Annotated in this window: 19 protein-coding genes; 16 read left to right on the top strand and 3 right to left on the bottom strand. The window is 67.5% G+C overall.

What is annotated here, in order from left to right:
* Positions 1 to 467: 467 nt before the first annotated feature.
* The 13 genes from KXV01_RS16740 (at position 468) to KXV01_RS16680 (ending at position 12,871) form a co-directional block, all read left to right on the top strand.
* Positions 468 to 881: a YciI family protein gene (locus KXV01_RS16740; RefSeq protein ID WP_099495381.1), complete on the top strand. Its 414-nt coding sequence runs from the start codon at positions 468 to 470 to the stop codon at positions 879 to 881.
* 67 nt (positions 882 to 948) lie between these two features.
* Positions 949 to 1,371 (top strand): VOC family protein, encoded by a 423-nt coding sequence (locus KXV01_RS16735; protein WP_099495382.1) that lies wholly within the window; start codon positions 949 to 951, stop codon positions 1,369 to 1,371.
* 33 nt (positions 1,372 to 1,404) lie between these two features.
* A complete protein-coding gene (locus KXV01_RS16730; RefSeq protein WP_005415091.1) occupies positions 1,405 to 1,815 on the top strand; it encodes a VOC family protein in 411 nt (136 codons plus the stop codon).
* Between the two features lie 22 nt (positions 1,816 to 1,837).
* Positions 1,838 to 2,194, top strand: coding sequence for a DUF1428 domain-containing protein (locus KXV01_RS16725; protein WP_010484145.1), 357 nt, complete (start codon positions 1,838 to 1,840; stop codon positions 2,192 to 2,194).
* 45 nt (positions 2,195 to 2,239) lie between these two features.
* A complete protein-coding gene (locus KXV01_RS16720) occupies positions 2,240 to 3,502 on the top strand; it encodes a sigma-70 family RNA polymerase sigma factor (protein WP_049438307.1) in 1,263 nt (420 codons plus the stop codon).
* A 106-nt stretch (positions 3,503 to 3,608) separates the two neighbouring features.
* Positions 3,609 to 4,805, top strand: coding sequence for a hypothetical protein (locus tag KXV01_RS16715; RefSeq protein WP_099495383.1), 1,197 nt, complete (start codon positions 3,609 to 3,611; stop codon positions 4,803 to 4,805).
* Entirely contained in the window at positions 4,796 to 5,896 is a 1,101-nt protein-coding gene (locus KXV01_RS16710) for a hypothetical protein (protein ID WP_032953880.1), read from the top strand. The genes KXV01_RS16715 and KXV01_RS16710 overlap by 10 nt, the downstream gene beginning before the upstream one ends.
* A gap of 100 nt (positions 5,897 to 5,996) precedes the next feature.
* Positions 5,997 to 6,674, top strand: a complete 678-nt coding sequence (locus KXV01_RS16705; RefSeq protein WP_005415096.1) for a hypothetical protein — start codon at positions 5,997 to 5,999, stop codon at positions 6,672 to 6,674.
* 16 nt (positions 6,675 to 6,690) lie between these two features.
* Positions 6,691 to 8,343, top strand: a complete 1,653-nt coding sequence (locus tag KXV01_RS16700; RefSeq protein WP_099495384.1) for a CsgG/HfaB family protein — start codon at positions 6,691 to 6,693, stop codon at positions 8,341 to 8,343.
* A 268-nt stretch (positions 8,344 to 8,611) separates the two neighbouring features.
* Complete coding sequence (locus KXV01_RS16695; RefSeq protein ID WP_049411451.1) at positions 8,612 to 10,261, top strand: M28 family metallopeptidase; 1,650 nt, start codon at positions 8,612 to 8,614, stop codon at positions 10,259 to 10,261.
* A 211-nt stretch (positions 10,262 to 10,472) separates the two neighbouring features.
* Complete coding sequence (locus KXV01_RS16690) at positions 10,473 to 11,732, top strand: histidine kinase (RefSeq protein WP_049439164.1); 1,260 nt, start codon at positions 10,473 to 10,475, stop codon at positions 11,730 to 11,732.
* Positions 11,722 to 12,492, top strand: coding sequence for a LytTR family DNA-binding domain-containing protein (locus tag KXV01_RS16685; protein WP_049464569.1), 771 nt, complete (start codon positions 11,722 to 11,724; stop codon positions 12,490 to 12,492). Before KXV01_RS16690 ends, KXV01_RS16685 begins: the two co-directional genes overlap by 11 nt.
* A gap of 34 nt (positions 12,493 to 12,526) precedes the next feature.
* Complete coding sequence (locus KXV01_RS16680; protein ID WP_099495385.1) at positions 12,527 to 12,871, top strand: hypothetical protein; 345 nt, start codon at positions 12,527 to 12,529, stop codon at positions 12,869 to 12,871.
* A gap of 39 nt (positions 12,872 to 12,910) precedes the next feature.
* Here the strand turns inward: KXV01_RS16680 and KXV01_RS16675 are convergent, their stop codons facing one another.
* Positions 12,911 to 13,525: a hypothetical protein gene (locus tag KXV01_RS16675; RefSeq protein WP_049411437.1), complete on the bottom strand. Its 615-nt coding sequence runs from the start codon at positions 13,523 to 13,525 to the stop codon at positions 12,911 to 12,913.
* Between the two features lie 309 nt (positions 13,526 to 13,834).
* Here KXV01_RS16675 and KXV01_RS16670 point away from each other — a divergent pair, with 309 nt between their 5' ends.
* The gene (locus KXV01_RS16670; RefSeq protein WP_099495386.1) at positions 13,835 to 14,764 is read left to right on the top strand and encodes an oxygenase MpaB family protein; all 930 of its coding nucleotides are present in this window, start codon (positions 13,835 to 13,837) and stop codon (positions 14,762 to 14,764) included.
* 109 nt (positions 14,765 to 14,873) lie between these two features.
* Here KXV01_RS16670 and KXV01_RS16665 read toward each other — a convergent pair whose 3' ends face one another.
* Positions 14,874 to 15,461 carry a TetR family transcriptional regulator gene (locus tag KXV01_RS16665; RefSeq protein ID WP_049411431.1) on the bottom strand — a complete coding sequence of 196 codons (588 nt, stop codon included), beginning with the start codon at positions 15,459 to 15,461 and terminating at the stop codon, positions 14,874 to 14,876.
* A gap of 132 nt (positions 15,462 to 15,593) precedes the next feature.
* Between KXV01_RS16665 and KXV01_RS16660 the strand changes: the two genes are divergently transcribed.
* Positions 15,594 to 16,808: an MFS transporter gene (locus KXV01_RS16660; RefSeq protein WP_263467948.1), complete on the top strand. Its 1,215-nt coding sequence runs from the start codon at positions 15,594 to 15,596 to the stop codon at positions 16,806 to 16,808.
* The gene (locus KXV01_RS16655; RefSeq protein ID WP_111097030.1) at positions 16,805 to 17,977 is read left to right on the top strand and encodes an MFS transporter; all 1,173 of its coding nucleotides are present in this window, start codon (positions 16,805 to 16,807) and stop codon (positions 17,975 to 17,977) included. The genes KXV01_RS16660 and KXV01_RS16655 overlap by 4 nt, the downstream gene beginning before the upstream one ends.
* A 94-nt stretch (positions 17,978 to 18,071) precedes the next feature.
* On the opposite strand, the gene KXV01_RS16650 is transcribed toward KXV01_RS16655, so the two are convergent.
* Positions 18,072 to 20,183, bottom strand: coding sequence for a M13 family metallopeptidase (locus tag KXV01_RS16650; protein WP_111097031.1), 2,112 nt, complete (start codon positions 20,181 to 20,183; stop codon positions 18,072 to 18,074).
* Between the last annotated feature and the right edge of the window lie 139 nt (positions 20,184 to 20,322).

Here is a 20,322-nt window from a genome sequence, read left to right as displayed (position 1 = left end):
CCCCGCCCGGCCTTGGACAGATCTCTGCGGCTGACCCACCACGGGAAATCAACAACAAGAGCAAAAAGCGGGTCGCTTCGCTCGCAAAGCCGACCCCGCCAGCCAACCGCCGTTGCCTTTGCTGTTGCTGTTGCCTTTTCTCTTGATCTTCCCGTGGTGGGTACCGGAGGCAGGAAACTGTCCAGGGCCGAGTGGGTAGGCGGGGCGGGGGTGTCTGATCTGTGATCTGGCCCCCACGGACGGGTTTACGGCGTCCCCCGACCCGCCTACCCACCCGGCCAAACCCATGAACCCGAGCTTTCAGCGACCAACCCACCCCTCCACGGAGGGGCTCCGCCGTTCGCCGACCCCGCCGAAGGCGCGCTTTCCGCGCAAGAAAAAATTTCCAACAGACGTGTCGATTCCCAGCCCCCTGGTTCGTTGTACCCAATGAAGGGCACGCACCACGCGTCCCACAGGAGACCGCAATGAAAGTGATGGTGATCGTGAAGGCCAACGCCGACTCCGAAGCCGGCCGCATGCCCAGCGAACAGGAACTGTCCGAAATGGGCGCCTTCAACGAACAACTGGTGGCCGCCGGCATCATGCTCGCCGGTGAAGGCCTGCACGCCACCCAGCGCGGCCGTCGCATTCATTTCGGCGGCGGGGCACCCAAGGTCGAGGCCGGTCCGTTCGGTCCCGCCGGCGAACAGATCGCCGGCTTCTGGCTGTGGGAGGTGCGGTCGCTGGACGAGGCCGTTGAATGGGCCAGCCGTGCGCCGTTCGGCGAGGGCGGCACGCTGGAACTGCGTCCCCTGATCTCCGCAGAAGACTTTGGTGAAGCCTTCACCCCCGAATTACAGCAGCAGGAACAGCGTCTGCGTGCACAGCTGGAAGGCTGACCCGATTCCTCTCCCAGCCGGGCACGCCCCGGCACTACCACCCTGAATCGCACAACGGAGTATTGCCATGATACTGATTCCCTTCCTCGGCTTCAGCGGCCAGGCCCACGAGGCAATGGCGTTCTATGCCAAGGCACTCGGTGGCCAGGTCACCTCGGAAATGAAGTACCGCGACATGCCGCCCTCCGATGGCTCGCCGGGCTGCAACGAAATGCCGCCGGAAACCCTCGACCACGTCGCGCACAGCCAGCTCGAGATCGGCAACGCCATCCTGATGGCAGCCGACGGCCCCGGCGGCGGCGAGGGCGGCTCGACCACCATCAATGTCGATTTGGACAGCATCGAAGAAGCCGAACGCGTGTTCGCTGCACTGGCCGAAGGTGGCCAGGTGCAGATGCCGATCGCCGAAACGTTCTGGGCACATCGCTGGGGCATGCTGATCGACCGTTACGGCAAGCCGTGGATGGTCAACTGCATGAAGCAGCCCTGATCCCGCCTCTGTCATCCACAAGGAGCTTCAACGATGAGTGCACCACAACCGCAGATGATCTTCGTCAACCTGCCCGTGCAGGACCTGGAGAAGTCGAAGGCGTTCTTCACCGCGCTGGGCTACAGCTTCAATCCGACCTACACCAACGACGACGCGGCCGGCATGGTCATCAGCGAAAGCATCTACGTGATGCTGCTGACCCAGCCCTTTTTCCAGCAGTTCACCAACAAGCCGATTGCCGACGCGCACACCCACACCGAAGTGATCAACGCACTCTCGGCACCTAGTCGCAAGGCCGTTGACGAGTTGGTGGACAAGGCCCTGGCCGCCGGCGCCAGCGAACCGCAGCCGGCGCGCGACTACGGCTTCATGTACCAGCGTGGCTTCCAGGACCTGGACGGCCATCTCTGGGAGATCGCACACATGGACGGCGAGCCGGGCTGACGGCCGCCGCAGGAGAATCCGCATGGCTTACGTGGACGCTTACGTGCTGCCGTGCCCGCAGGACAAGGTGGCGGCCTACCGCCGCCTTGCCCGCAAGGCCGGCGCGGTGTGGAAGGACCATGGCGCGCTGCAGTACATGGAATGCGTGGCCGACGATGTGGAGCCGGGCAAGAGCACCTCGTTCCCGCGCGCGGTCAAGGCGAAACCGGGCGAGACGGTGATCGTCGCCTTCGTGGTGTTCCGCTCGCGCGCGGCACGCGACCGCATCAATGCCCGGGTGATGGCCGACCCGCGACTGGCGTCGCTGGGCCCGAAGGACATGCCGTTCGATACGAAGCGCATGTTCTGGGGCGGCTTCAAGCCGATTGTTGAAGCGTGAGCTGCGGCGCTTGTGTGGGCCGGGCGTGCGTGCTGTGATCGGCGCATGCTCGAGCCCGCACTGACGCAGCGTCTGGAAACCCTCTGGCGGATGGAGTCGCCAGTGTTGATCGCGCGCCTGGCGCGGCTGCTCGGTGGCGATGTCGGCCGTGCCGAGGAACTGGCCCAGGACACCTGGCTGGCCGCGCTGGAGCGTTGGCCGGAGCAGGGCATCCCGGACAATCCCGGAGCCTGGCTGATGACCACCGCGCGCAACCGTGCCATCGACGTGCTGCGCCAGCACCAGCGCGTGGCGCAGCAGCACGCGCAATGGGGCGAGGAACTGCATCCGGCGGCGCTGCCGGCACCCGATGACAGCCAGGCGCTGGAGGATGACCTGGGCGATGACCTGCTGCGGCTGATGTTCGTGGCCTGCCATCCGGTGCTGCCGGCCGATGCGCGCGTGGCACTCACCCTGCGCCTGCTCGGTGGCCTGACCACCGTGGAGATCGCGCGCGCGTTCCTGCAGCCGGAGCCGACCATCGCCCAGCGCATCGTGCGCGCCAAGCGCACCCTGGCGCAGAAGCAGGTGCCCTATGAAGTGCCGCGCGCGGAGGCGATGCCCGAGCGCCTGGCCTCGGTGCTGGAGGCGATCTACCTGGTGTTCAACGAAGGCTATGCGGCCAGCGCTGGCGATGACTGGATGCGCCCGGCACTGTGCGAGGAAGCGCTGCGGCTGGCCCGCATCCTGGCGCATCGGTTGCCGGTGCCGCCGGTACTGGGCCTGCTGGCGCTGATGGAGCTGCAGGCCTCGCGCGCAGCGGCGCGGGTGGACGCGCAGGGTGTGCCGGTGCTGCTGGACCAGCAGAACCGCGCGCGCTGGGATTGGCTGCAGATCGAACGCGGGCAGCAGGTTCTGGCGCGTGCGCTGGCGGCAGGTGGTGGCGACGATCCCTACGTGCTGCAGGCGCGCATTGCGGCCTGCCATGCAGCGGCGCGGCGCCCCGAGGATACCGATTGGCCGCGCATTGCTGCGCTCTATGCACAGCTGCTGCAGGTGCAACCTTCGCCGGTGGTGGCATTGAACCGGGTGGTGGCGATCCTGCGCAGCGACGGTCCCTTCGCCGCGTGGGCGCAGCTGCAGCCCCTGCTGGTCGACGCGCGCCTGCGTGACTACGCGCCGCTGCAGGTGGTGCGCGGCGAGCTGCTGCAGGCACTGGGACGTGAGCAGGACGCGCGTGACGCTTTTGGCCAGGCCGCCCGGCTCAGCCAGAACCAGGCCGAGCGCGGACTGCTGCGGCAACGGGCCGGCCTGCCGCCCACGGACTGAGCCGACAAGGACAGCACTTGTCGCCGCGCGCCTGAGCGGCTATGTTTCGCGCCCAGCGGACGCATCAGCGTCCGCATTCCGTGCGTATTGACCGAGGAGCGGTTGAATGTATTCAAGGACGAAGAGCGCATCGCGCGCTTTTGCGCGCCTGCTTGCCTGTGCCCTGTGCCTGGCCGTATGGCCGGCGGCCGTGCAGGCCGCGGACAAATCGCAGCAGGCCTATTGGGCCGGTTTTGCCTATACCGCTGACGCCGCCGCCGTGCAGGCGACCACCCCTCATGCGCATGCGGTGCTGGAACGGCGTGGCCTGGTCCCGCTGAACCAGACGCTGGCGCAGGGGCTCAAGCGTCGCGCGCCGGCCAACCTGGAACTGATCGACCAGCCGGTGGCGATGCTCGACGGCACCACCAGTGCCACCGTGCTGGCCGCCGCGCTGGACCGCGAACTGGTCTCGGTCGAGCCGATCGGTGACCAGTACAAGGTGCTGGTGGAAGTCGCGCTGCAGGCGTTGTTCTTCGACTTCCGCGAGCGCCAGGTGATCGCGTCCTATCCGCTCACGCTGCAGCGCATCGACGTGCAGGATTACCGACCGGACAACGACGATATCGACGCGATCGTCGCCGATCTGCTGTATGGCGGCGCCGATACCAGCCTGTCGCAGGTGCTGGCGGCCAGCCTTGCCCAGGCCAGGTTGCCCGACGCGGCGGTGCGCCGTCTGCAGGTCGGTGGTGTAACCCTGTCCGACGCGGTCCGCGCCAAGCTGCCCGACCTGAAGTGGGAAGCGCCGCTGCGCGCCACCCTGGCCCATGAACTGTCCAAGACGCTGTCGTCCAACACCGGCGTCGGGCTGCTGCCGCCGGCCTCGGGCCAGGCGATCGGCGGTGCGATGGCGGCGCGCTTTGCCGACGGCAAGGTCTACCAGCTGAAGATTCCCGAGCCGGACTATGTCATCACCGTGCAGGTCGATGCGCTGAAGAACGGCGTCATCAATGAAACCCCGGCGATGAAGACGATGCTGTTCGGCGCCTTCTTCACCGCCAAGGTGACCGAGCCGTTCTCGGGGAAGGTCTATTTCGAACAGCCGCTGCGCAAGGGGGCCACCAAGGTGGTTCCGGCCACGCAGTGGCAGGTCGACCAGTGGTCGGCCAGCTACGAAACCCTGCTGGCCGGGCTCGACGCCTTCGCCGGCGCCGCCGCCAAGCGTGCCGATTCGCGCGCCTGGCTGGACGAACAGAAGCCGGGCGGCCGCCCGTTGCAGCAGCAGACCCAAGCCCTCCAGGAGTTGATCAAGTCATGTCGTTGATGCGTACCATCCTGCTCATCCTCATCGCGCTGGTGGTGGCCTCGCCGGTCGCTGCGCAGACCGCGAGTTCGCGCGGCACCGGCTCGGCCAGCTACGGCCTGCGCCTGAGTGCCGATACCCGTGCCCAGGCCCTGAACAAGGCCAAGGTCAATGCCCTGGAGGCGTACATCGCCGAAACCGGTGCGGCCAAGCTGCGCCTGTTCGAAGCGCGTCGCGCCGAGTTCATCGGCGAGATCGACCGCTACGTGCTCAGCGCCGTGCAGCTGTCGGACACCGAAGACAAGAAAGCCAAGACCTACACCGTCACCGTCCGGGCCGAGATCAACACCACCCTGCTGCAGACCAAGCTGGATGCGGGTTCGGCCGTTGCCGGTGCCACCGCCGCGCAGCGCTCGCTGCTGACCTTCCTGTTCATGGCGCGCTCGCAGGACACCGTGCAGTCGTTCCAGGACAAGGAATACCGCCGCGTCGACGCCAGCAGCAGCTACAGCGAGAACACCCGTGAGGGCGACAGCTTCCGCGGCAACTCGGTCAGCACCAACGGCAGCATCAACCAGAATGGTTCGGTGTCGGTCACCAGCGGCGGCAGCACCACCGCGCGCGCCGACAACATCACCTGGAAGGTGGCCAACGCCGCCGAGGTCAACACCGCGATGACCGGTGCCTTCAGCGCCGCCGGCTACGAAGTGGTTGAAGCCGAATACGTGGAAGGCGAGTCGCGTGGCCTGCTCAGCATCGAGCGCATCCGCAAGGACTTCAGCACCGGCAACGACCTGGCCCCGGCCACCCTGCGTGACACCGCCAACGGCATCCGTGCAGCCAACATTCCGTACATCGCCGTCGGCACCCTCGACATCGGCATGCGCGACCGTGATCCGGCCAGTGGCAACACCCGCGTGTTCGTCACCGTTACCGGCAAGGTACTGGATGTGACCGGTCGTTTCCCACGCACCGTGTCGTCGGTCGGCCCGGTGCAGTTCTCCGGTACCGGCCCGAATGAAACCGTGGCCCGTACCAACGCACTGCAGCTGGCTGCCGAAAAGGCCGCCCAGCAGATGATCAACGAGCTGAACGTCAAGGCAGTGCGCTGATCCGCCGCCCCGGTGGGTGCCGAGCGCGCTCGGCATCGCCCCAGGGCTTACCGATTCCCCACGTGCCGCACCGCGGCCGTCTCTCCCAAAGGACTCTCACATGATCCGCAATACCGCTCTTGTCCTGGCCATCGCTGCCGCCACCCTGTCGATGCCGGCGCACGCTGGCCTGGGCAAGCTGAAGGACCTGGCCGGCGCCGCCACCGGTACCTCCAGCAGCAGCGCCTCCAGCGCCGCCGCACCGGATGAAGCCGCGCAGGAAGCACTGGTGCGTCGTTTCGTCAGCTCGCAGTCGCACTCGCTGCAGGCCCAGACCTCGTTCGCCCGTGCCTTCGGCCTGGCCGAGCAGGTGCAGCTGCTGGAAGCCGAGCGCCAGGCGCTGTCGTCGGGTTCGGTCAGCGTCGATGCGATGAAGAAGTCGGTGTCGGTCAGCGAAGCCGCTCAGGCCGCGATCGACGAGCGCCAGGCCGCGCAGCCGGAGCTGAACGCTGAATCCAAGCAGCACTATGCCGAAGGCCTGGTCTCGCTGCTGGCTTCGGCTGCCGAAGCGCAGAAGCTGGGCGGCGAAGCCAGCAACTTCACCGCCGGTATGAAGAACCTGGGCGCCACCCAGATGGCCACCGTCGGCCGCAAGCTGGCTGCCGGTGCATGGGTGGCCAAGGAATCGCCGGGCTTCATCCAGGGCCTGTACGGCTCGACCAAGTCGGCCGTGACCTTCGCCAAGAAGAGCAAGGTGAAGGTGCCGTCGAACGCCGATTCGATGCTCGACTCGATCTGATCCGAGGATCAACCCCATGCGTACGACCTCCCGTTTGATCGGCCTGGGCTTGGCTGCCGTGCTGCTTGCAGCCTGCGGCAAGCAGGACGCCCCGGCCGCCGATGCGCCCACACCCGCCAAGGACAAGGCAACCAGTGCACTGGCCAGCAATGCGCCAATGGAAGCCGCGCCCCTGCGTGGCACGCCGGATTTCGGCGGCACCACCCAGGTCGCGCGCGAGGCCGATGGCATCGGCAGCACCCCGGAACTGGCGGTGCTGGCGGCGCTGCAGTCGGCGGTGGCGCAGGTCAACGGCGTACGCGTGGCCAGCCAGATGCAGAGCCTGCGCGCAGGCCTGCATGTGGACGTGGATGACGAACACGTCGGCGATATCCGCGCCGACGCGTTCACCCAGCAGATGATCGCCGGCTCGCAGGGCGCGGTGCTGGGCTATGAAATCCTGTCGCAGGACGAAGTGCGGCAGCTGGACGAGGAAACCATCGCCCGCGTGCGCGCCAGCGATGAAGGCTGGAGCTTCAAGGGCTCGGCCTCTGCCAGCGCCTCTGGCGAAGCCACGGCAAAGGGCGGCGGTGCCTCGGCCAGTGTCAAGGAGCGCTACGACGAGAAGGTCAGTGTCGATGCCAAGCGTGGCGCAAGCTCGTTCGATTCCGACGTGACCCACCGCAGCATGCGCAGCTACTGGAAGGTACGCGTGCGTGCCCAGATCGCCCAGTACCGCGCACCGGACGAGCAGGGCAAGCCGAAGATCGTGGTCGCGCTGCCGCGTACCAAGGCCGGCAGCTATGCCGTGGGCGATGGCCGCGTGAGCGCCGATGAAGTGGCCGACGCGATCCGCGCACGCCTGTCCGACACGCTGACCCAGACCCAGCGCTTCATCGTGCTGGATCGCGAGTTCGGCGACGAACTGCAGGCCGAGATCGACCACATCAACAGCGGCAACGTGCGTCTGCAGGACACTGCCCGCGTCGGCCAGCAGCTGGCGACCGACCTGATCCTGATCCCGACCATCGAACGCTTCGAGTACCCGCGCAGCGTGCGCAACCTGCGCATGTCCGACCGTCAGGTGACCTCGTACTCCGGGGGCGGCCGCATCACCCTGCGCCTGGTCAACGCCACCACCGGCCAGGTGGTGATGTCCGACAGCTTCGACCACCAGTTGGCATCGACCGGGCCGAGCACCCTGCCGCGTGTGGTGAACGGCCGCAACATGGCCGCGGCGATGATGGAATCGCTGTCCGGCCAGATCGGCACCAGCATCGTCACCACGCTGTTCCCGGTATCGGTGGTGTCGGTGGACGGTGACCAGGTGGTGCTGAGCCAGGGCGGTGACACCGTGCAGGCCGGCCAGCGCTGGCAGGCTGTGCGCCTGGGCGAGGAACTGAAGGACCCGCAGACCGGCCGTTCGCTGGGCCGCAGCGAACACCCGTGCTGCACCATCCGCATCGACCGCGTGGCTGCACAGACCTCGTACGGCACCATCGAAGATGGCGTCGACGCGATGCGCGGCGGCTTCCGTCCGGGCCAGATCGAACTGCGCCAGAAGCTGGGCAGCAAGCCGGCTGCCGCCGCTGCTGCGGGCGGGACTGGCCCGGCTGCAGCGGCCGCACGCCCGGCGGCCAAGCCGAAGCCCAAGCCCGCCGCGGCCCCGGCCGAAGATCCGAACTGGTAACACGCCCAAGCAACACACAGATGGGGTCAGATCCCTTTCCCGCCGGGAAAGGGATCTGACCCCTTCGTGTTTCCGTCCGTGTCGACCCGGGTCGACAGCCAGCAACAGCAGCGGGACCGACCCGCCATCCCACGGAATGCCGCTGTTGCTTCGGCTGTTGCCCCCGACGTTGCCGGCCAGCGGCCGGCACTACCGCAGGTGCAGGGCGCAGCCCTGCCGAACCCCTTACCCCTTACACTCCAGAAGGATTTCCCTGCTGGAGAGAGCAATGAAACGAGTGGTACTGGGCGTGCTGGCCCTGTCGGTGTCGAGCGCACTGATGGCAGCCACCCCGAAATTCGATGGCGCGCGGATCTCCGCCGACGTCAAGGAACTGGCCTCCGACGCCTACGAAGGCCGCTCGCCGGCCACCGCCGGCGAAGAGAAGACCATCGCCTACCTCAGCAAGCAGTTTGCCGATGCGGGGCTGCAGCCGGGCGGCGACCTGAAGGACGGCAAGCGCCTGTGGACCCAGGCCGTACCGCTGCGCAAGGGCGACATCGTCGGCACACCGCAGCTGGCGCTGCACCAGGGCGGCAAGACCGTGCCGCTGGAGCAGGGCAAGCAGATCGCCGTGCGCGCCGCCATGAACGGCGCCAGCAACGTCGACATCAGCAAGGCCCCGCTGGTGTTCCTCGGCTATGGCGTGAAAGCGCCGGAGCGCAACTGGGACGACTTCAAGGGCGTGGACCTGAAGGGCAAGATCGCCGTCGTACTGATCAACGATCCGGACTTCGAGACCGGCCAGGGTGATTTCGACGGCAAGGGCATGACCTATTACGGCCGCTGGACCTACAAGTACGAGGAAGGCGCGCGCCAGGGGGCACTGGGCGTGCTGATCGTGCACGAGACCGCACCGGCCTCCTATGGCTGGGCCACCGTGGCCGGTTCCAACACCAACACCATGTTCGACGTGGTGCGCGACAACCCGGCCGAAAGCCACCCGCTGCTGGAAGGCTGGATCCAGCGCGACCTGGCGGTGGAGCTGTTCCGCTCGGCCGGGCAGGACTTCGAGGCGCTGAAGAAGAAGGCGCAGCAGCGCGACTTCACCCCGGTGCCGCTGACCGGCGCCAGCCTGGACGCCAAGTACGCGGTGAAGACCGAAGTGATCACCTCGCACAACGTGGCCGCACGCCTGGAAGGCAGCCGCCACCCGGACGAGACGATCATCTACAGCGCGCACTGGGACCACATCGGCGTGGGCGAGCCGGACGCGCGCGGCGACCGCATCTTCAACGGCGCACTGGACAACGCCAGCGGTACCGCCTCGCTGATCGAGCTTGCCCGTGGCTTCGCCAAGGAAAAGCGCCCGCAGCGCTCGCTGCTGTTCCTGGCGGTCACCGCCGAGGAAAAGGGCCTGCTGGGTTCGGAGTACTACGCCACCCATCCGCTGTACCCGCTGGAAAAGACCGTGGCGGTGATCAACATGGACGGCATGGCGCCGTTCGGCCCGTCGCGTGACTTCGGCATCTACGGTGCCGCGCGTTTCGAGCTGCTGGACCAGCTGAAGGACGTGGCCAAGGGCTGGGACATCCGCTACACGCCGGACCCGAAGCCGGAAGCGGGCCTGTTCTTCCGCTCCGACCACTTCCCGTTCGCCAAGCGTGGCGTGCCGGCGCTGTCCTGGTCGGCCGGCCAGGACTGGGTGGACGGTGGCGTCGCCGCAGGCAAGAAGGCCTCCGAGGACTACACCGCCAAGCGTTACCACCAGCAGGGCGACGAATGGCAGCCGGACTGGGTGTTCGCCGGTGCCGCCCGCGACCTGGAAGTGCTGTACACGCTGGGCAACCAGCTGGCCAACGCGCGCAGCTGGCCGAACTGGAGCAAGGACGAGTCGTTCCGCGCCGTGCGTGACGCCAGCGCCGACCAGCGCAGGTAAGGGAATGCGCCGGGTTCGCCCGGCGCCTCCCGGGTAGTGCCGGCCGCTGGCCGGCAACCTTGTGATGCTTGCGGAGGTCATGGGGAGCCGGCCAGCGGCCGGCACTACCAGAAGGCCTTCCATCCCCACTTTCCCGGCCTTCGTCGCAGCCTGCTTGCTTGCCCGGCGGGCCGCCCTATGCTCGGCTCACCCCCTTCCTCAAGGCGCCGCCGTGTTCGCCAGCCTCTCTCTCCTGTTCCGTCACCTGCTGGCCTGGGCTGCGGCGCTGTTCGTCGCTGGCATGGTCTGGAGCGGCATCTTCAGTGGCATGAACGATGGCCCGGGCTGGATCTTCGGGCTGCTGGCGATGTTCCTGATCATTTCCGCGCTCGGCAGTGCCATCACCCACATCCGCCGGGTCTGGCTGGTGGCCGGTCGCCTGGATGCCACCACCCTGTCCGGCCGCCAACGCCGCCAGATCGAACTGCCGATGGACGCCGGCCACGCCTTCTCGGTGGTGGAGGCGGCGATCTCCGAACTGCCCCGCGTGGAAGACGTGGAAAGTTCGGCCGGCAGCCTGCAGGTGCGTGCCTATGTCCGCCGGGTCGACCTCTGGAACGGTCGCCAGCCCTCGCGCTGGAACCTGCCGGCGCGGCTGGCGATCAAGCGCAACAGCGTGCTGGCCACGGTGACACCGGGGCAGGGCACCAGCACCGTGACCCTGCTGTTCGAACCCGACGCGGGTTGGTGGGCCGACCTGCTGGCGCTGGATGAAGGCAGCAACTACGAGAATGCCGAAGCGGTCACCCGCGCGATCAGCCGCCGCGTCGGTGACCAGCGCCGCGACGAGCAGGCTGCGGCCGAACAGACGCAGGTGGAAAAGGAACTGTCGGTGGCGCGGCTGAACCTGCTGCATGCGCAGGTGGAACCGCACTTCCTCTACAACACGCTGGCCAATGCGCAGGTGCTGACCCGCACCGACCCGGCACGGGCCGAGCAGATGCTCGGCCACCTGATCCAATACCTGCGCAGCTCGTTGCCACAGGTGGACGAATCGGTGTCCACGCTGGGCGTGGAGCTGGAACGCACCCGCGCCTACCTGGAGATCCTGCGCATCCGCATGGGGGCACGCCTGGCGGTGGAAGTGCAGGTGCCCAACGAACTGCACAGCGTCCACCTGCCGGCGATGGCGCTGCAGACACTGGTGGAGAACGCGATCAAGCACGGCCTGGAACCCAAGCCCGGCGGCGGTACGATCTGGATCCTGGCGCGCGGCTTCGACGACCACGTGACCGTGACCGTGGCCGACGATGGCCTCGGCTTCGGCCACGGTACCAGCGGCACCGGCATCGGCCTGAAGAACCTGCGCGAGCGCCTGCGCCTGACCTGCGGTGAGCAGGCCGGGGTGGCGATCGTCGCCAACTTCCCCAGCGGCGTGGCGGCGACCATGACCCTGCCGCAGTCGCCCAAGGAGCGCAGCCATGCCGCTTGAAGCCCTGATCGCCGAAGATGAAGAGCTGCTGCGGCAGTCACTGGTGGAGCAGCTGGGCCGGCTGTGGCCGGAACTGAAGCTGGTGGCCGAGTGCGAGGACGGCGCCAGCGCGCTGGAGCAGTTGGCCGAGAAACAGCCGGACATCGCCTTCCTCGACATCCGCATGCCCGGCATCAGTGGCATCGAGGTGGCACGTTCGCTGTCCGAGCTGAGCCCGCGCACCCAGGTGGTGTTTGTCACCGCGTACGACCAGTACGCCATCGACGCGTTCGAGCAGGGCGCGATGGATTACCTGCTGAAGCCGGTCAGCGACGAACGCCTGTTGGCGACCCGCGAGCGCATCCTGTCGCGGCTGCCGTCGACGCGGCAGGACGATGCCGTGCTCGAGCGCCTGCTGCAGCGGTTGGGCACCCCGCAGGGCGCGGCGGAGCGCCCGCCGCTGGCCTGGATCACCGCCAGCAACGGCCGCGAGACGCAGCTGATCATGCTCGAGGACGTGGCCTACTTCCGCGCCGACAACAAGTACACCACCGTGGTCACCGCCGCTGGCGAGAGCCTGTTGCGCACGCCGTTGCGCGAGCTGCTGGAAGTGCTCGATGCGCAGCATTTCCGCCAGATCCACCGTTCGACCATCGTCAACATGAAGGCGGTGGCGGCGGTCAGCCGCGACGATACCGGGCGCGGCGTGCTGCGCCTGCGCGGGCGCACGGAGACGCTGGTGGTCAGCCAGCCGTTCATGAGCCTGTTCCGCGGCATGTAGCCGCAGCAGCATCCCCCTTCACCGAGGAACGAACATGCCCCGACTGTTGATTGCGTGCATCGTCGTGCTGGCGTTGGCCGGCTGCGAAAGGTCCCGCAACACCTCGATCACGCGCACCCACGCCAACGGCGTGGACACGCTGTACAGCAAGGCTACCGTCGTCGATGGCGAGGCGCGTTTCCAGTGCATCGCCAGCAGCAGTGGCGCCTGCCACTACCTGGTGCTCGATCCGGGCTGCAGCCCCGATGCGGCGTGTGCCACACCGCCGCTGCGCCGGTTCGCAGTTGCAGCAGGCAAGACCGAGGCCATGCGTGGGCTACCCAACGGCTTCCGCCAGTGCGTCAGCCAGGACCCGATAGAACACTGCCACCGTGAGTGATCACGGTGGCAGTGTGGGTCCCCCCGCTTCCCTGAAGGCTCAGTAGGCAGGTTGCAGTGTCAGGTCGTGATGGTGCTCGGTCTCGCCCACATGGTTGAGGCGGCCGACCAGTTCGGAGTGCTGCTTCATCCGGCCGATCTCGGTCATGATGCGGATGTCCTCGTGGCGCAGTTCGCGCCTGGCGGTGACCGCCTGCTTGTAGTCCAGCACTTCCGGGTAGTGCTCGGCCAGGTCCAGCGCCTCGGCCACGTGCTCGACGCTGTCGGCCTTGGAACTGATGCGGGCGCGGCTGTTGAAGGCCTTCATCCAGCGCTCGAAGCCGGCCTGCTGATCGAACATGTTGGCCATGAACCAGATCACGAACAGGATCGAGACCCACGAGCCGAAGACGATCACCACGCGGGTGAAGGTGATATGGAAATCGTCGCGCCACAGGTAGTTGGCAATCAGGCCGAGGATCAGCAGCGAGGCCGCCTGCCAGCCAACGATCGACGCGATCAGCCACTGGCACTTGGCCTGGGCCAGCACCGCCACTTCATCGCGGATCTGCTGCTCGCTCAGGTTGCGCCAGTGCGCCACCTGTTTGTCGAACGGGCTGCTGTAGAGCTCGTTGTCGCGAAGCAGAATTCCCAAACCCTTGAACAAGGCAATCATGGCTGGCTCCTTGTGGAACGTGCGTCGATCAGCATTGGACGGTGTGGCAGGTCCAGTTCTAGCACTTCCAGCGGGCCGTGCAACGGGGGCAATGCCAAGCGGCGCAAGGGTTTGACCGGTGGGAGTGAAAATTGATGCGCTGCAGCAGCGTAGTCGCAGCCTGCGACAGGATGTCGCAGGGTGAAACGTGCTGCGGCCGCACATGAAACCGTCGCTGAGCGGGGAGGCTCGCCGCCGGAGGCGTGATCGCCGAGAATCGGAGCCAACCGCGCAAGACGCGACTGTTCTTCCGCCTCTCCTGGACCTGTGATGCCGGCTTTGCTGCAGCGACTCTCCCGCCCCGTCACGGCGCCGATCCGGCGCTGGGTGCTGGAGGCCTTCCCCCGTGGCCAGAGCGGCATCGATTACGACCAGCCGCTGGGTGACCCGGGTTGGTTTGGACCCGACAGCGTGACCTGGCGCCTGCACGCCGAGTTCCCCTCGATGCTCGCCGGTGGCCTGTGCGCGCTGATGCTGCAGACCCTGCACCCACGCGCGCTGGCCGGGGTCTATGACCACTCCAATTTCCGCCAGGACCTGGTGGGACGCCTGCGTCGTACCACGGCCTTTGTTGCCGGCACCAGCTACGCGCCCAGCGGCGAGGTGGAGGCGCTGGTGGCCAAGGTGCGCCGCATCCATGCGCAGATCCGCGGCCAGACCGCGCAGGGCGAGCCCTACGCCGCGGACGATCCGCAGCTGCTGACCTGGGTACACGTGACCGAAGCCTTCGGTTTCCTGCAGGGTTTCCGACGCTACGGGCGCGAGGTGCCGGCGAACATCGCCGATCGCTATTACGACGAGTACCGTTGCGTGGCCGAGGCACTGGGCGCGGTGGATGTGCCGCGCAGCGAAGCGGAAGTGGCGGCGTACTTCTGTGCACGTCAGCCGGAGCTGCGTGTGGATGAGCGCTCGCGCGAGGTGCTGGAGGTGCTGTCCGGCGTGCGCCTGCCGGTACCGGTGCCGGGGCTGTCGCGCGAGGTGTTCCTCGGTGCGGGCGCGGCGCTGCTGCCGGACTGGGCCGAAGGCATGCTTGAACGCAGTGGCCGTCAGCGCGCCCAGGCGGCGGGGTCTGCGAAGCTGATGCAGGGCATGGCGCCGCTGTTCCGCCGTGCGCTGCCCGATGGCCTGGCCAGTCGCGCCTGTGCGCGCATGGGCGCGCCGGTGGAGATCCTGCGCGAGTGGCCCACCGTTCCCCGGTAGGTGCCAACCTTGGTTGGCACGCGTTGCGCGTGGTGCCGCAGGAGCGCCAACCAAGGTTGGCATCTACCAGCGCGGATTCCGCAGTATCCACGCCATGCGTGGATGGGCCTTACCCCGCCGACTTCAACCCGCGCAACAGCATCTCCAGCGCCGCCGTCGCCTGCCGCAGGCGCACGTCGCCATCCTCGCCCTCGGCGATCCAGAACGCGGCCTCGGCCAGGCTGCCATAGATCAGCGACGCCAGCGCCTGCGCATTCACCGGCGCCACCGCGCCCTGGGCAACCAGATGTTCGATCAGGTGCTGCATCGAGTGCACGCAGTGGCGCTGCGAGTCCGGTGAGGCGCCACCGAGCACCGCGCGCGCATCGCGCAGCACGATGCGCTGGATCTCCGGCTCCAGCGCCATCTCAAGATAGGCGCGGCAACGCTGCACGAAGCCCTCCCAGGCATCGTCGGCGGCATCACTGATCGCCTGCAGGCGCTGGTCGGTCTCGGCATCGAGCTGGGCGACGACAGCCGCCAGCAGCCCCTTCTTGTCGCCGAAGTGGTGGTACAGCGCGCCGCGGGTCAGCCCGGCCTGGGCGGTCAAGTCGTCCATCGAGGTGGCGGCATAGCCATGCTCGCTGAACACCCGGCGGGCGGTGTCCAGGAGGGTGGCGCGGGTTTCTTCCATCTCGGCGCGGGTGCGACGAACCATTCGGAGCTCCTTACATACGGAGTGCATGATTATTTACATACGACGCGTATGAATGTAGCCTCTTATTCATACGCTGTGTATGTATTGTCGTGGCGCGCTGTGCGCCAGGCAAGTCGCTGCCTTGGAGAACTGATGGCTACCCCCTACCGCGACCTGTTCACTGCCCCCGGCACTGCCGGCCTTGCCTTGGCCGGGCTGGTGGCGCGCCTGCCGCTGCCGATGACCGGGATCGGCATCATCACCCTGCTGTCCCAGCTGCGTGGCAGCTATGCGCTGGCCGGTGCGGTGTCGGCCACCTTCGTACTGACCTACGCGCTGCTGTCGCCACAGGTGTCGCGCTGGGTCGACCGGCGTGGGCAAAACAAGGTGCTGCCGTGGGCCACTGCGGCCAGCGCGGCCGGTCTGTTGCTGCTGCCCGCATGCACGCTGCTGGCTGCGCCGGACTGGATGCTGTTCATTGCGGCGATGCTGTGCGGCTGCATGCCCAGCGTGTCGGCGATGGTGCGTGCGCGCTGGACCGCGATCCATCGCGGCCGTCCGCTGCTGCAGACCGCGAACTCGCTGGAGACGGTGTTCGACGAGGTGACCTTCATTGCCGGACCACCGTTGTCGGTGGGACTGTCGGTGGCCGTATGGCCACAGGCGGGCGTTCTGGCGGCGGCTCTGCTGCTGGTGCTCGGGGTGATCGCACTGGTCCTGCAGCGCGGCACCGAACCGCCGCTGCAGCCCCGCGAGAGCGTCACCCCCGTGCGATCACTGCTGCGGCGGCCAGAAATCCGCCTGCTTGCGCTGTTGATGCTGGCGATGGGGATGATCGTCGGCACGGTCGACATCACCAGCGTCGCCTTCGCCGAACAGCGCGGACAGCCACTAGCTGCCAGCTGGGTGCTGTCGGCCTACGCGCTGGGCAGCTGCGCGGCGGGCCTGCTGTTTGGTGCCCTGAAGCTGCCGATGCCGCTGCCGCGCCTGTTGCTGGCCGGAGCAGCGGCCACCGCACTGGCCACGGTGCCGCTGCTGTGGGTCGGCAGCCTGCCGGTGCTGGCCCTTGCGGTGCTGCTGGCCGGGGTGTTCTTCGCACCGACGATGATCGTGGCGATGTCGCTGGTCGAACAACACGTGCCCCAATCGCGCCTGACCGAGGGCATGACCTGGCTGCTGGCCGGATTGAACATCGGCGTGGCGCTGGGCGCAGCGCTGTCCGGGCAGAGCGTCGATGCGGGGGGCGTGCGCAGCGGTTTTGTGGTGGCGCTGGCGGCAGGCGGCGGCGTGCTGCTGTTCGCCGTGTTCGCGCAGCGTGCGCTGCGCCCGTCTTCCGCGTCCAGATCCCCCGAAGGAATCATCCCGTGAGCGCGTCATCGCCTGCGCATCCCGCGCCCGTGGCCCGCCATCCGTGGTGGGCGGTGTCCGCCGTGGGCCTTGCCACGTTTTCGGTGGTCACCACTGAAATGCTGCCGGTCGGCCTGCTGACCCCGGTCGCTGAAGATCTCGGCGCGTCCACCGGTACGGCCGGCCTGATGATCTCGCTGCCGGCCGTGCTGGCGGCGGTGTTCGCACCGCTGGTGGTGATTGCAGCCGGTGGCATCGATCGTCGCCGCATCCTGTACGCGCTGCTGGGCCTGCTGCTGGTCGCCAACCTTGCGTCGGCACTGGCACCGGGCATCGGCTCGCTGCTGGCCGCGCGCGTACTGGTGGGGTTCTGCATGGGTGGCATCTGGGCCATCGCCGGTGGGCTGGCAGCGCGCCTGGTACCTGCGCAGCGCATTGGCCTGGCCACTTCGATCATCTTCGGAGGCGTGGCCGCAGCTTCGGTGCTGGGTGTTCCGTTGGGCGTGCTGATCGGGGATGCCTGGGGCTGGCGCAGTGCGTTCGTGGCGATGACGTTGTTCAGTGCGGCGGTGATGCTGCTGCATCTGCGGGTGGTTCCCGCGTTGCCGGTCAGCACATCGGTGCGGCCGCGGCAGTTCGTGCAGCAGCTTGGCCAGCGCAACCTGCGGCGTGGCCTGTGGCTGACCGGGCTGCTGGTGTCCGGGCACTTCATCGCCTTCACGTACGTGCGGCCGCTGCTGACGTCCGTATCGGGCGTGGATGCGTCGTGGATAGGTGCACTGCTGTTTGGGTACGGCCTGGCTGGCATCGCCGGCAACTTCATCGCCGGGCCTCTGGCTGCGCGCCATCCACGGGGCATGCTGCTGGCGATAGCCTCGGGCCTGCTGCTGACGCCTCTGCTGTTCCTGTGGGTGGGAAATACGCCCTCCGCAGGTATTGCGGTGCTGCTGCTGTGGGGTCTGGCCTATGGCGGTGTATCGGTGGGCCTGATGAGCTGGATGATGAAGGCGGTGCCGCAGGCCGTGGAGATCGCCACCGCGCTGTATGTGGCGGTATTCAACATCGGCATCGCAATGGGCGCCTGGAGTGGTGGCCGCCTGCTGGATGGCGTGGGCCTGCATGCGAATCTGTGGGCTGCAGCGGTGTTGGCTGGGAGTGCCCTGCTGATGGTTGCCACCACCCGCAGGTAGAGCCACGCCATGCGTGGATTCCCACCCTGTGCCGACCAAGGTTGGCCGCCACCTGAAATGAAACGGGCGCCTTGCGGCGCCCGTTCCGGTTACATCACCACACCTTGACCCGCTTGTCCGGGGCCAGGTACAGCTTCTGGCCTTCCTTCACCTCGAACGCCGGGTACCAGGCGTCGATGTTGCGCACGGTCAGTGCGCGGAACTGGCCCGGTGCATGCACATCGGTCAGCAGCGAGTTGCGCAGCGCCTGCTCGCGGCTCTTGCTGCGCCAGGCCTGGGCGAAGCCAAGGAAGAAGCGCTGGTCCGGGGTGAAACCTTCCAGAGTCTGTCCCGGCTTGCCCTGCAGCGACAGCTGGTAGGCATCGTAGGCGGTGCCCAGGCCGGCCACGTCGGCGATGTTCTCGCCCAGGGTCAGCTTGCCGTTCACATGCACGCCCGGGAACGGCTCGTAGCTGCTGAACTGCGCGGCCAGCGCGTCACCGGCGGCGTTGAACTGCTTCAGGTCCTCGGCGGTCCACCAGTTGTGCAGCTTGCCGGTTTCATCAAACAGCGCACCGGCGTTGTCGAAGCCGTGGCTGATCTCGTGGCCGATCACCGCGCCGATCGCACCGTAGTTCACCGCGTCGTCGGCGGCGCCGTCGAAGAACGGCGGCTGCAGGATCGCGGCCGGGAACACCAGGCGGTTCTCCAGCGGTACGTTCATCGCGTTGATGGTCTGCGGCAGCATCGCCCACTCGCTGTGGTCGACCGGCTTGCCCAGCTTGGCGATGTTGCGCTGGTACTCGAACAGCTCGGCGCGCTGCGCATTGCCCAGCGGGTCATCACGGCGGATCTCAAGGCCGGTGTAGTCGCGCCACTTTTCCGGATAGCCCATGCCCACGGTCAGGCCGGCCACCTTCGCCTTGGCGCTCGCCTTGGTCTGCGGCGACATCCACGCCAGCGCGTCGATGCGCTTGGCGAAGGCGGCAATGATGTTCCTGGCCATCTCGTCCGCGCGTTCCTTGGTCTTCGCGTCGAAGTGCTTTTCGACGTAGCGCTTGCCGATCGCTTCGCCCACTGCGTGGTTGGCGTCGTCCACCGCGCGCTTCCAGCGGTCGCTCTGCTGCGGCGTGCCGCTCAGCGCGGTGCCGTGGAAGGCGAAGCGGGCATCGGCGAATTTCTTCGGCAGGTAGGCGGCGGCACGGTCCAGCGCGTGGAAGGCCAGGTAGTCCTTCCACACCTCCAGTGGCTCGGTGGCGACCAGCCTGGACAGGCCGGCCACGGCCTTGGGCTGCCAGACGATGAAGTCCTGCTGCTTGCCCAGCGCGGCCGCGTCGAGGAAGGCGTTCCAGTCCATGCCGGGCGCCTTGGCATTGAAGTCGGCCTGGGTCCACGGATTGGCACCCTTGGTCACATCATTGGTTTCTTCCTGGGTGGCATGCGCCTGCGCGATCTTGGTCTCCAGCGCGAGAATGCGTTGTGCCTTGCCGGCCGGATCGGCGACGCCGGCCAGCTGCAGCATCTGTGCGATGTAGGCCTGGTACTGCTTGCGCAGTTCGGCCATGCGGCCGCCGCCCAGGTAGAAATCGCGGTCGGGCATGCCCAGGCCGCCCTGCACCAGGTAGGGCGCATTGCGGTCGGGCTGCAGCAGGTCCACCGACACCCACAGGCCGAACAGGCGGTCGGTGTAGAAGTTGGTGGCATTGAGCAGGTCGACGTCGGCGCGCAGGTCGCCGCCGAGGGCACGCGCCAGGCCGGCCTTGTCGGCGATCTCATCGATCGCCTTCAGCTGCGGCTCCACGGGTGCAACGCCGCGCTGCTCGATGCCGGCCTCGTCCATGTAAGCGGCGTAGTAATCGCCGATCAGCTTGTCGTCACCGCTGGCCTGTGTGTTGCCGGCGGCACCTTCCAGGATGGCGCGGGTGTCGGCCAGGGTCTTCTCGGCAATGACGTTGAAGCTGCCGAAGCGCGAGCGATCGGCCGGAATCTCGGTGTTCTTCACCCAGGTGCCATTGGCGAAGCCGAAGAAGTCGTCGCCAGCGGCGATGCTGCGGTCCATGCCGCTGGCATCGAAGCCGAAACTGCCCAGCATCGGCTTGGCCGCAGCGGGGGCGGCATCGGCCGGCGCAGTGGCACCGGCGGCCGGTTCGGCCGGCCGGTCACAGGCGGCCAGGGACAGGCTGGCAACGATGGCCAGCGCCAGGGTGGGACGGCGCAGCTTGGACATGGACTTCTCTTGCAGCGGAAAACCCCAAGTCTAATCCGCTCCGGCGCCACTGGCCGCGTCCTTGCGCCGCCCGTCCTGTGCAGGATCTGGCTGAACGCGCAGACGCGATCTTCACGCCGTCACCGGGGTGGTGCATGCT

Origin of the sequence: Stenotrophomonas sp. Ps181 (assembly GCF_025697425.1) — a bacterium.
GTDB classification, from domain to species: Bacteria; Pseudomonadota; Gammaproteobacteria; order Xanthomonadales; family Xanthomonadaceae; genus Stenotrophomonas; species Stenotrophomonas sepilia.
This window is presented reverse-complemented; position numbering and strand designations above follow the sequence as displayed.

Bases quoted from the DNA above. Each gene is read 5' to 3' on its own strand.
- KXV01_RS16665 (WP_049411431.1), bottom strand. From the start codon at position 15,461: ATGGTTCGTCGCACCCGCGCCGAGATGGAAGAAACCCGCGCCACCCTC.
- KXV01_RS16680 (WP_099495385.1), top strand. From the start codon at position 12,527: ATGCCCCGACTGTTGATTGCGTGCATCGTCGTGCTGGCGTTGGCCGGC.
- KXV01_RS16675 (WP_049411437.1), bottom strand. From the start codon at position 13,525: ATGATTGCCTTGTTCAAGGGTTTGGGAATTCTGCTTCGCGACAACGAG.
- KXV01_RS16730 (WP_005415091.1), top strand. From the start codon at position 1,405: ATGAGTGCACCACAACCGCAGATGATCTTCGTCAACCTGCCCGTGCAG.
- KXV01_RS16715 (WP_099495383.1), top strand. From the start codon at position 3,609: ATGTATTCAAGGACGAAGAGCGCATCGCGCGCTTTTGCGCGCCTGCTT.
- KXV01_RS16695 (WP_049411451.1), top strand. From the start codon at position 8,612: ATGAAACGAGTGGTACTGGGCGTGCTGGCCCTGTCGGTGTCGAGCGCA.
- KXV01_RS16725 (WP_010484145.1), top strand. From the start codon at position 1,838: ATGGCTTACGTGGACGCTTACGTGCTGCCGTGCCCGCAGGACAAGGTG.
- KXV01_RS16705 (WP_005415096.1), top strand. From the start codon at position 5,997: ATGATCCGCAATACCGCTCTTGTCCTGGCCATCGCTGCCGCCACCCTG.
- KXV01_RS16650 (WP_111097031.1), bottom strand. From the start codon at position 20,183: ATGTCCAAGCTGCGCCGTCCCACCCTGGCGCTGGCCATCGTTGCCAGC.
- KXV01_RS16720 (WP_049438307.1), top strand. From the start codon at position 2,240: ATGCTCGAGCCCGCACTGACGCAGCGTCTGGAAACCCTCTGGCGGATG.
- KXV01_RS16710 (WP_032953880.1), top strand. From the start codon at position 4,796: ATGTCGTTGATGCGTACCATCCTGCTCATCCTCATCGCGCTGGTGGTG.
- KXV01_RS16700 (WP_099495384.1), top strand. From the start codon at position 6,691: ATGCGTACGACCTCCCGTTTGATCGGCCTGGGCTTGGCTGCCGTGCTG.
- KXV01_RS16685 (WP_049464569.1), top strand. From the start codon at position 11,722: ATGCCGCTTGAAGCCCTGATCGCCGAAGATGAAGAGCTGCTGCGGCAG.
- KXV01_RS16740 (WP_099495381.1), top strand. From the start codon at position 468: ATGAAAGTGATGGTGATCGTGAAGGCCAACGCCGACTCCGAAGCCGGC.
- KXV01_RS16670 (WP_099495386.1), top strand. From the start codon at position 13,835: ATGCCGGCTTTGCTGCAGCGACTCTCCCGCCCCGTCACGGCGCCGATC.
- KXV01_RS16735 (WP_099495382.1), top strand. From the start codon at position 949: ATGATACTGATTCCCTTCCTCGGCTTCAGCGGCCAGGCCCACGAGGCA.
- KXV01_RS16660 (WP_263467948.1), top strand. From the start codon at position 15,594: ATGGCTACCCCCTACCGCGACCTGTTCACTGCCCCCGGCACTGCCGGC.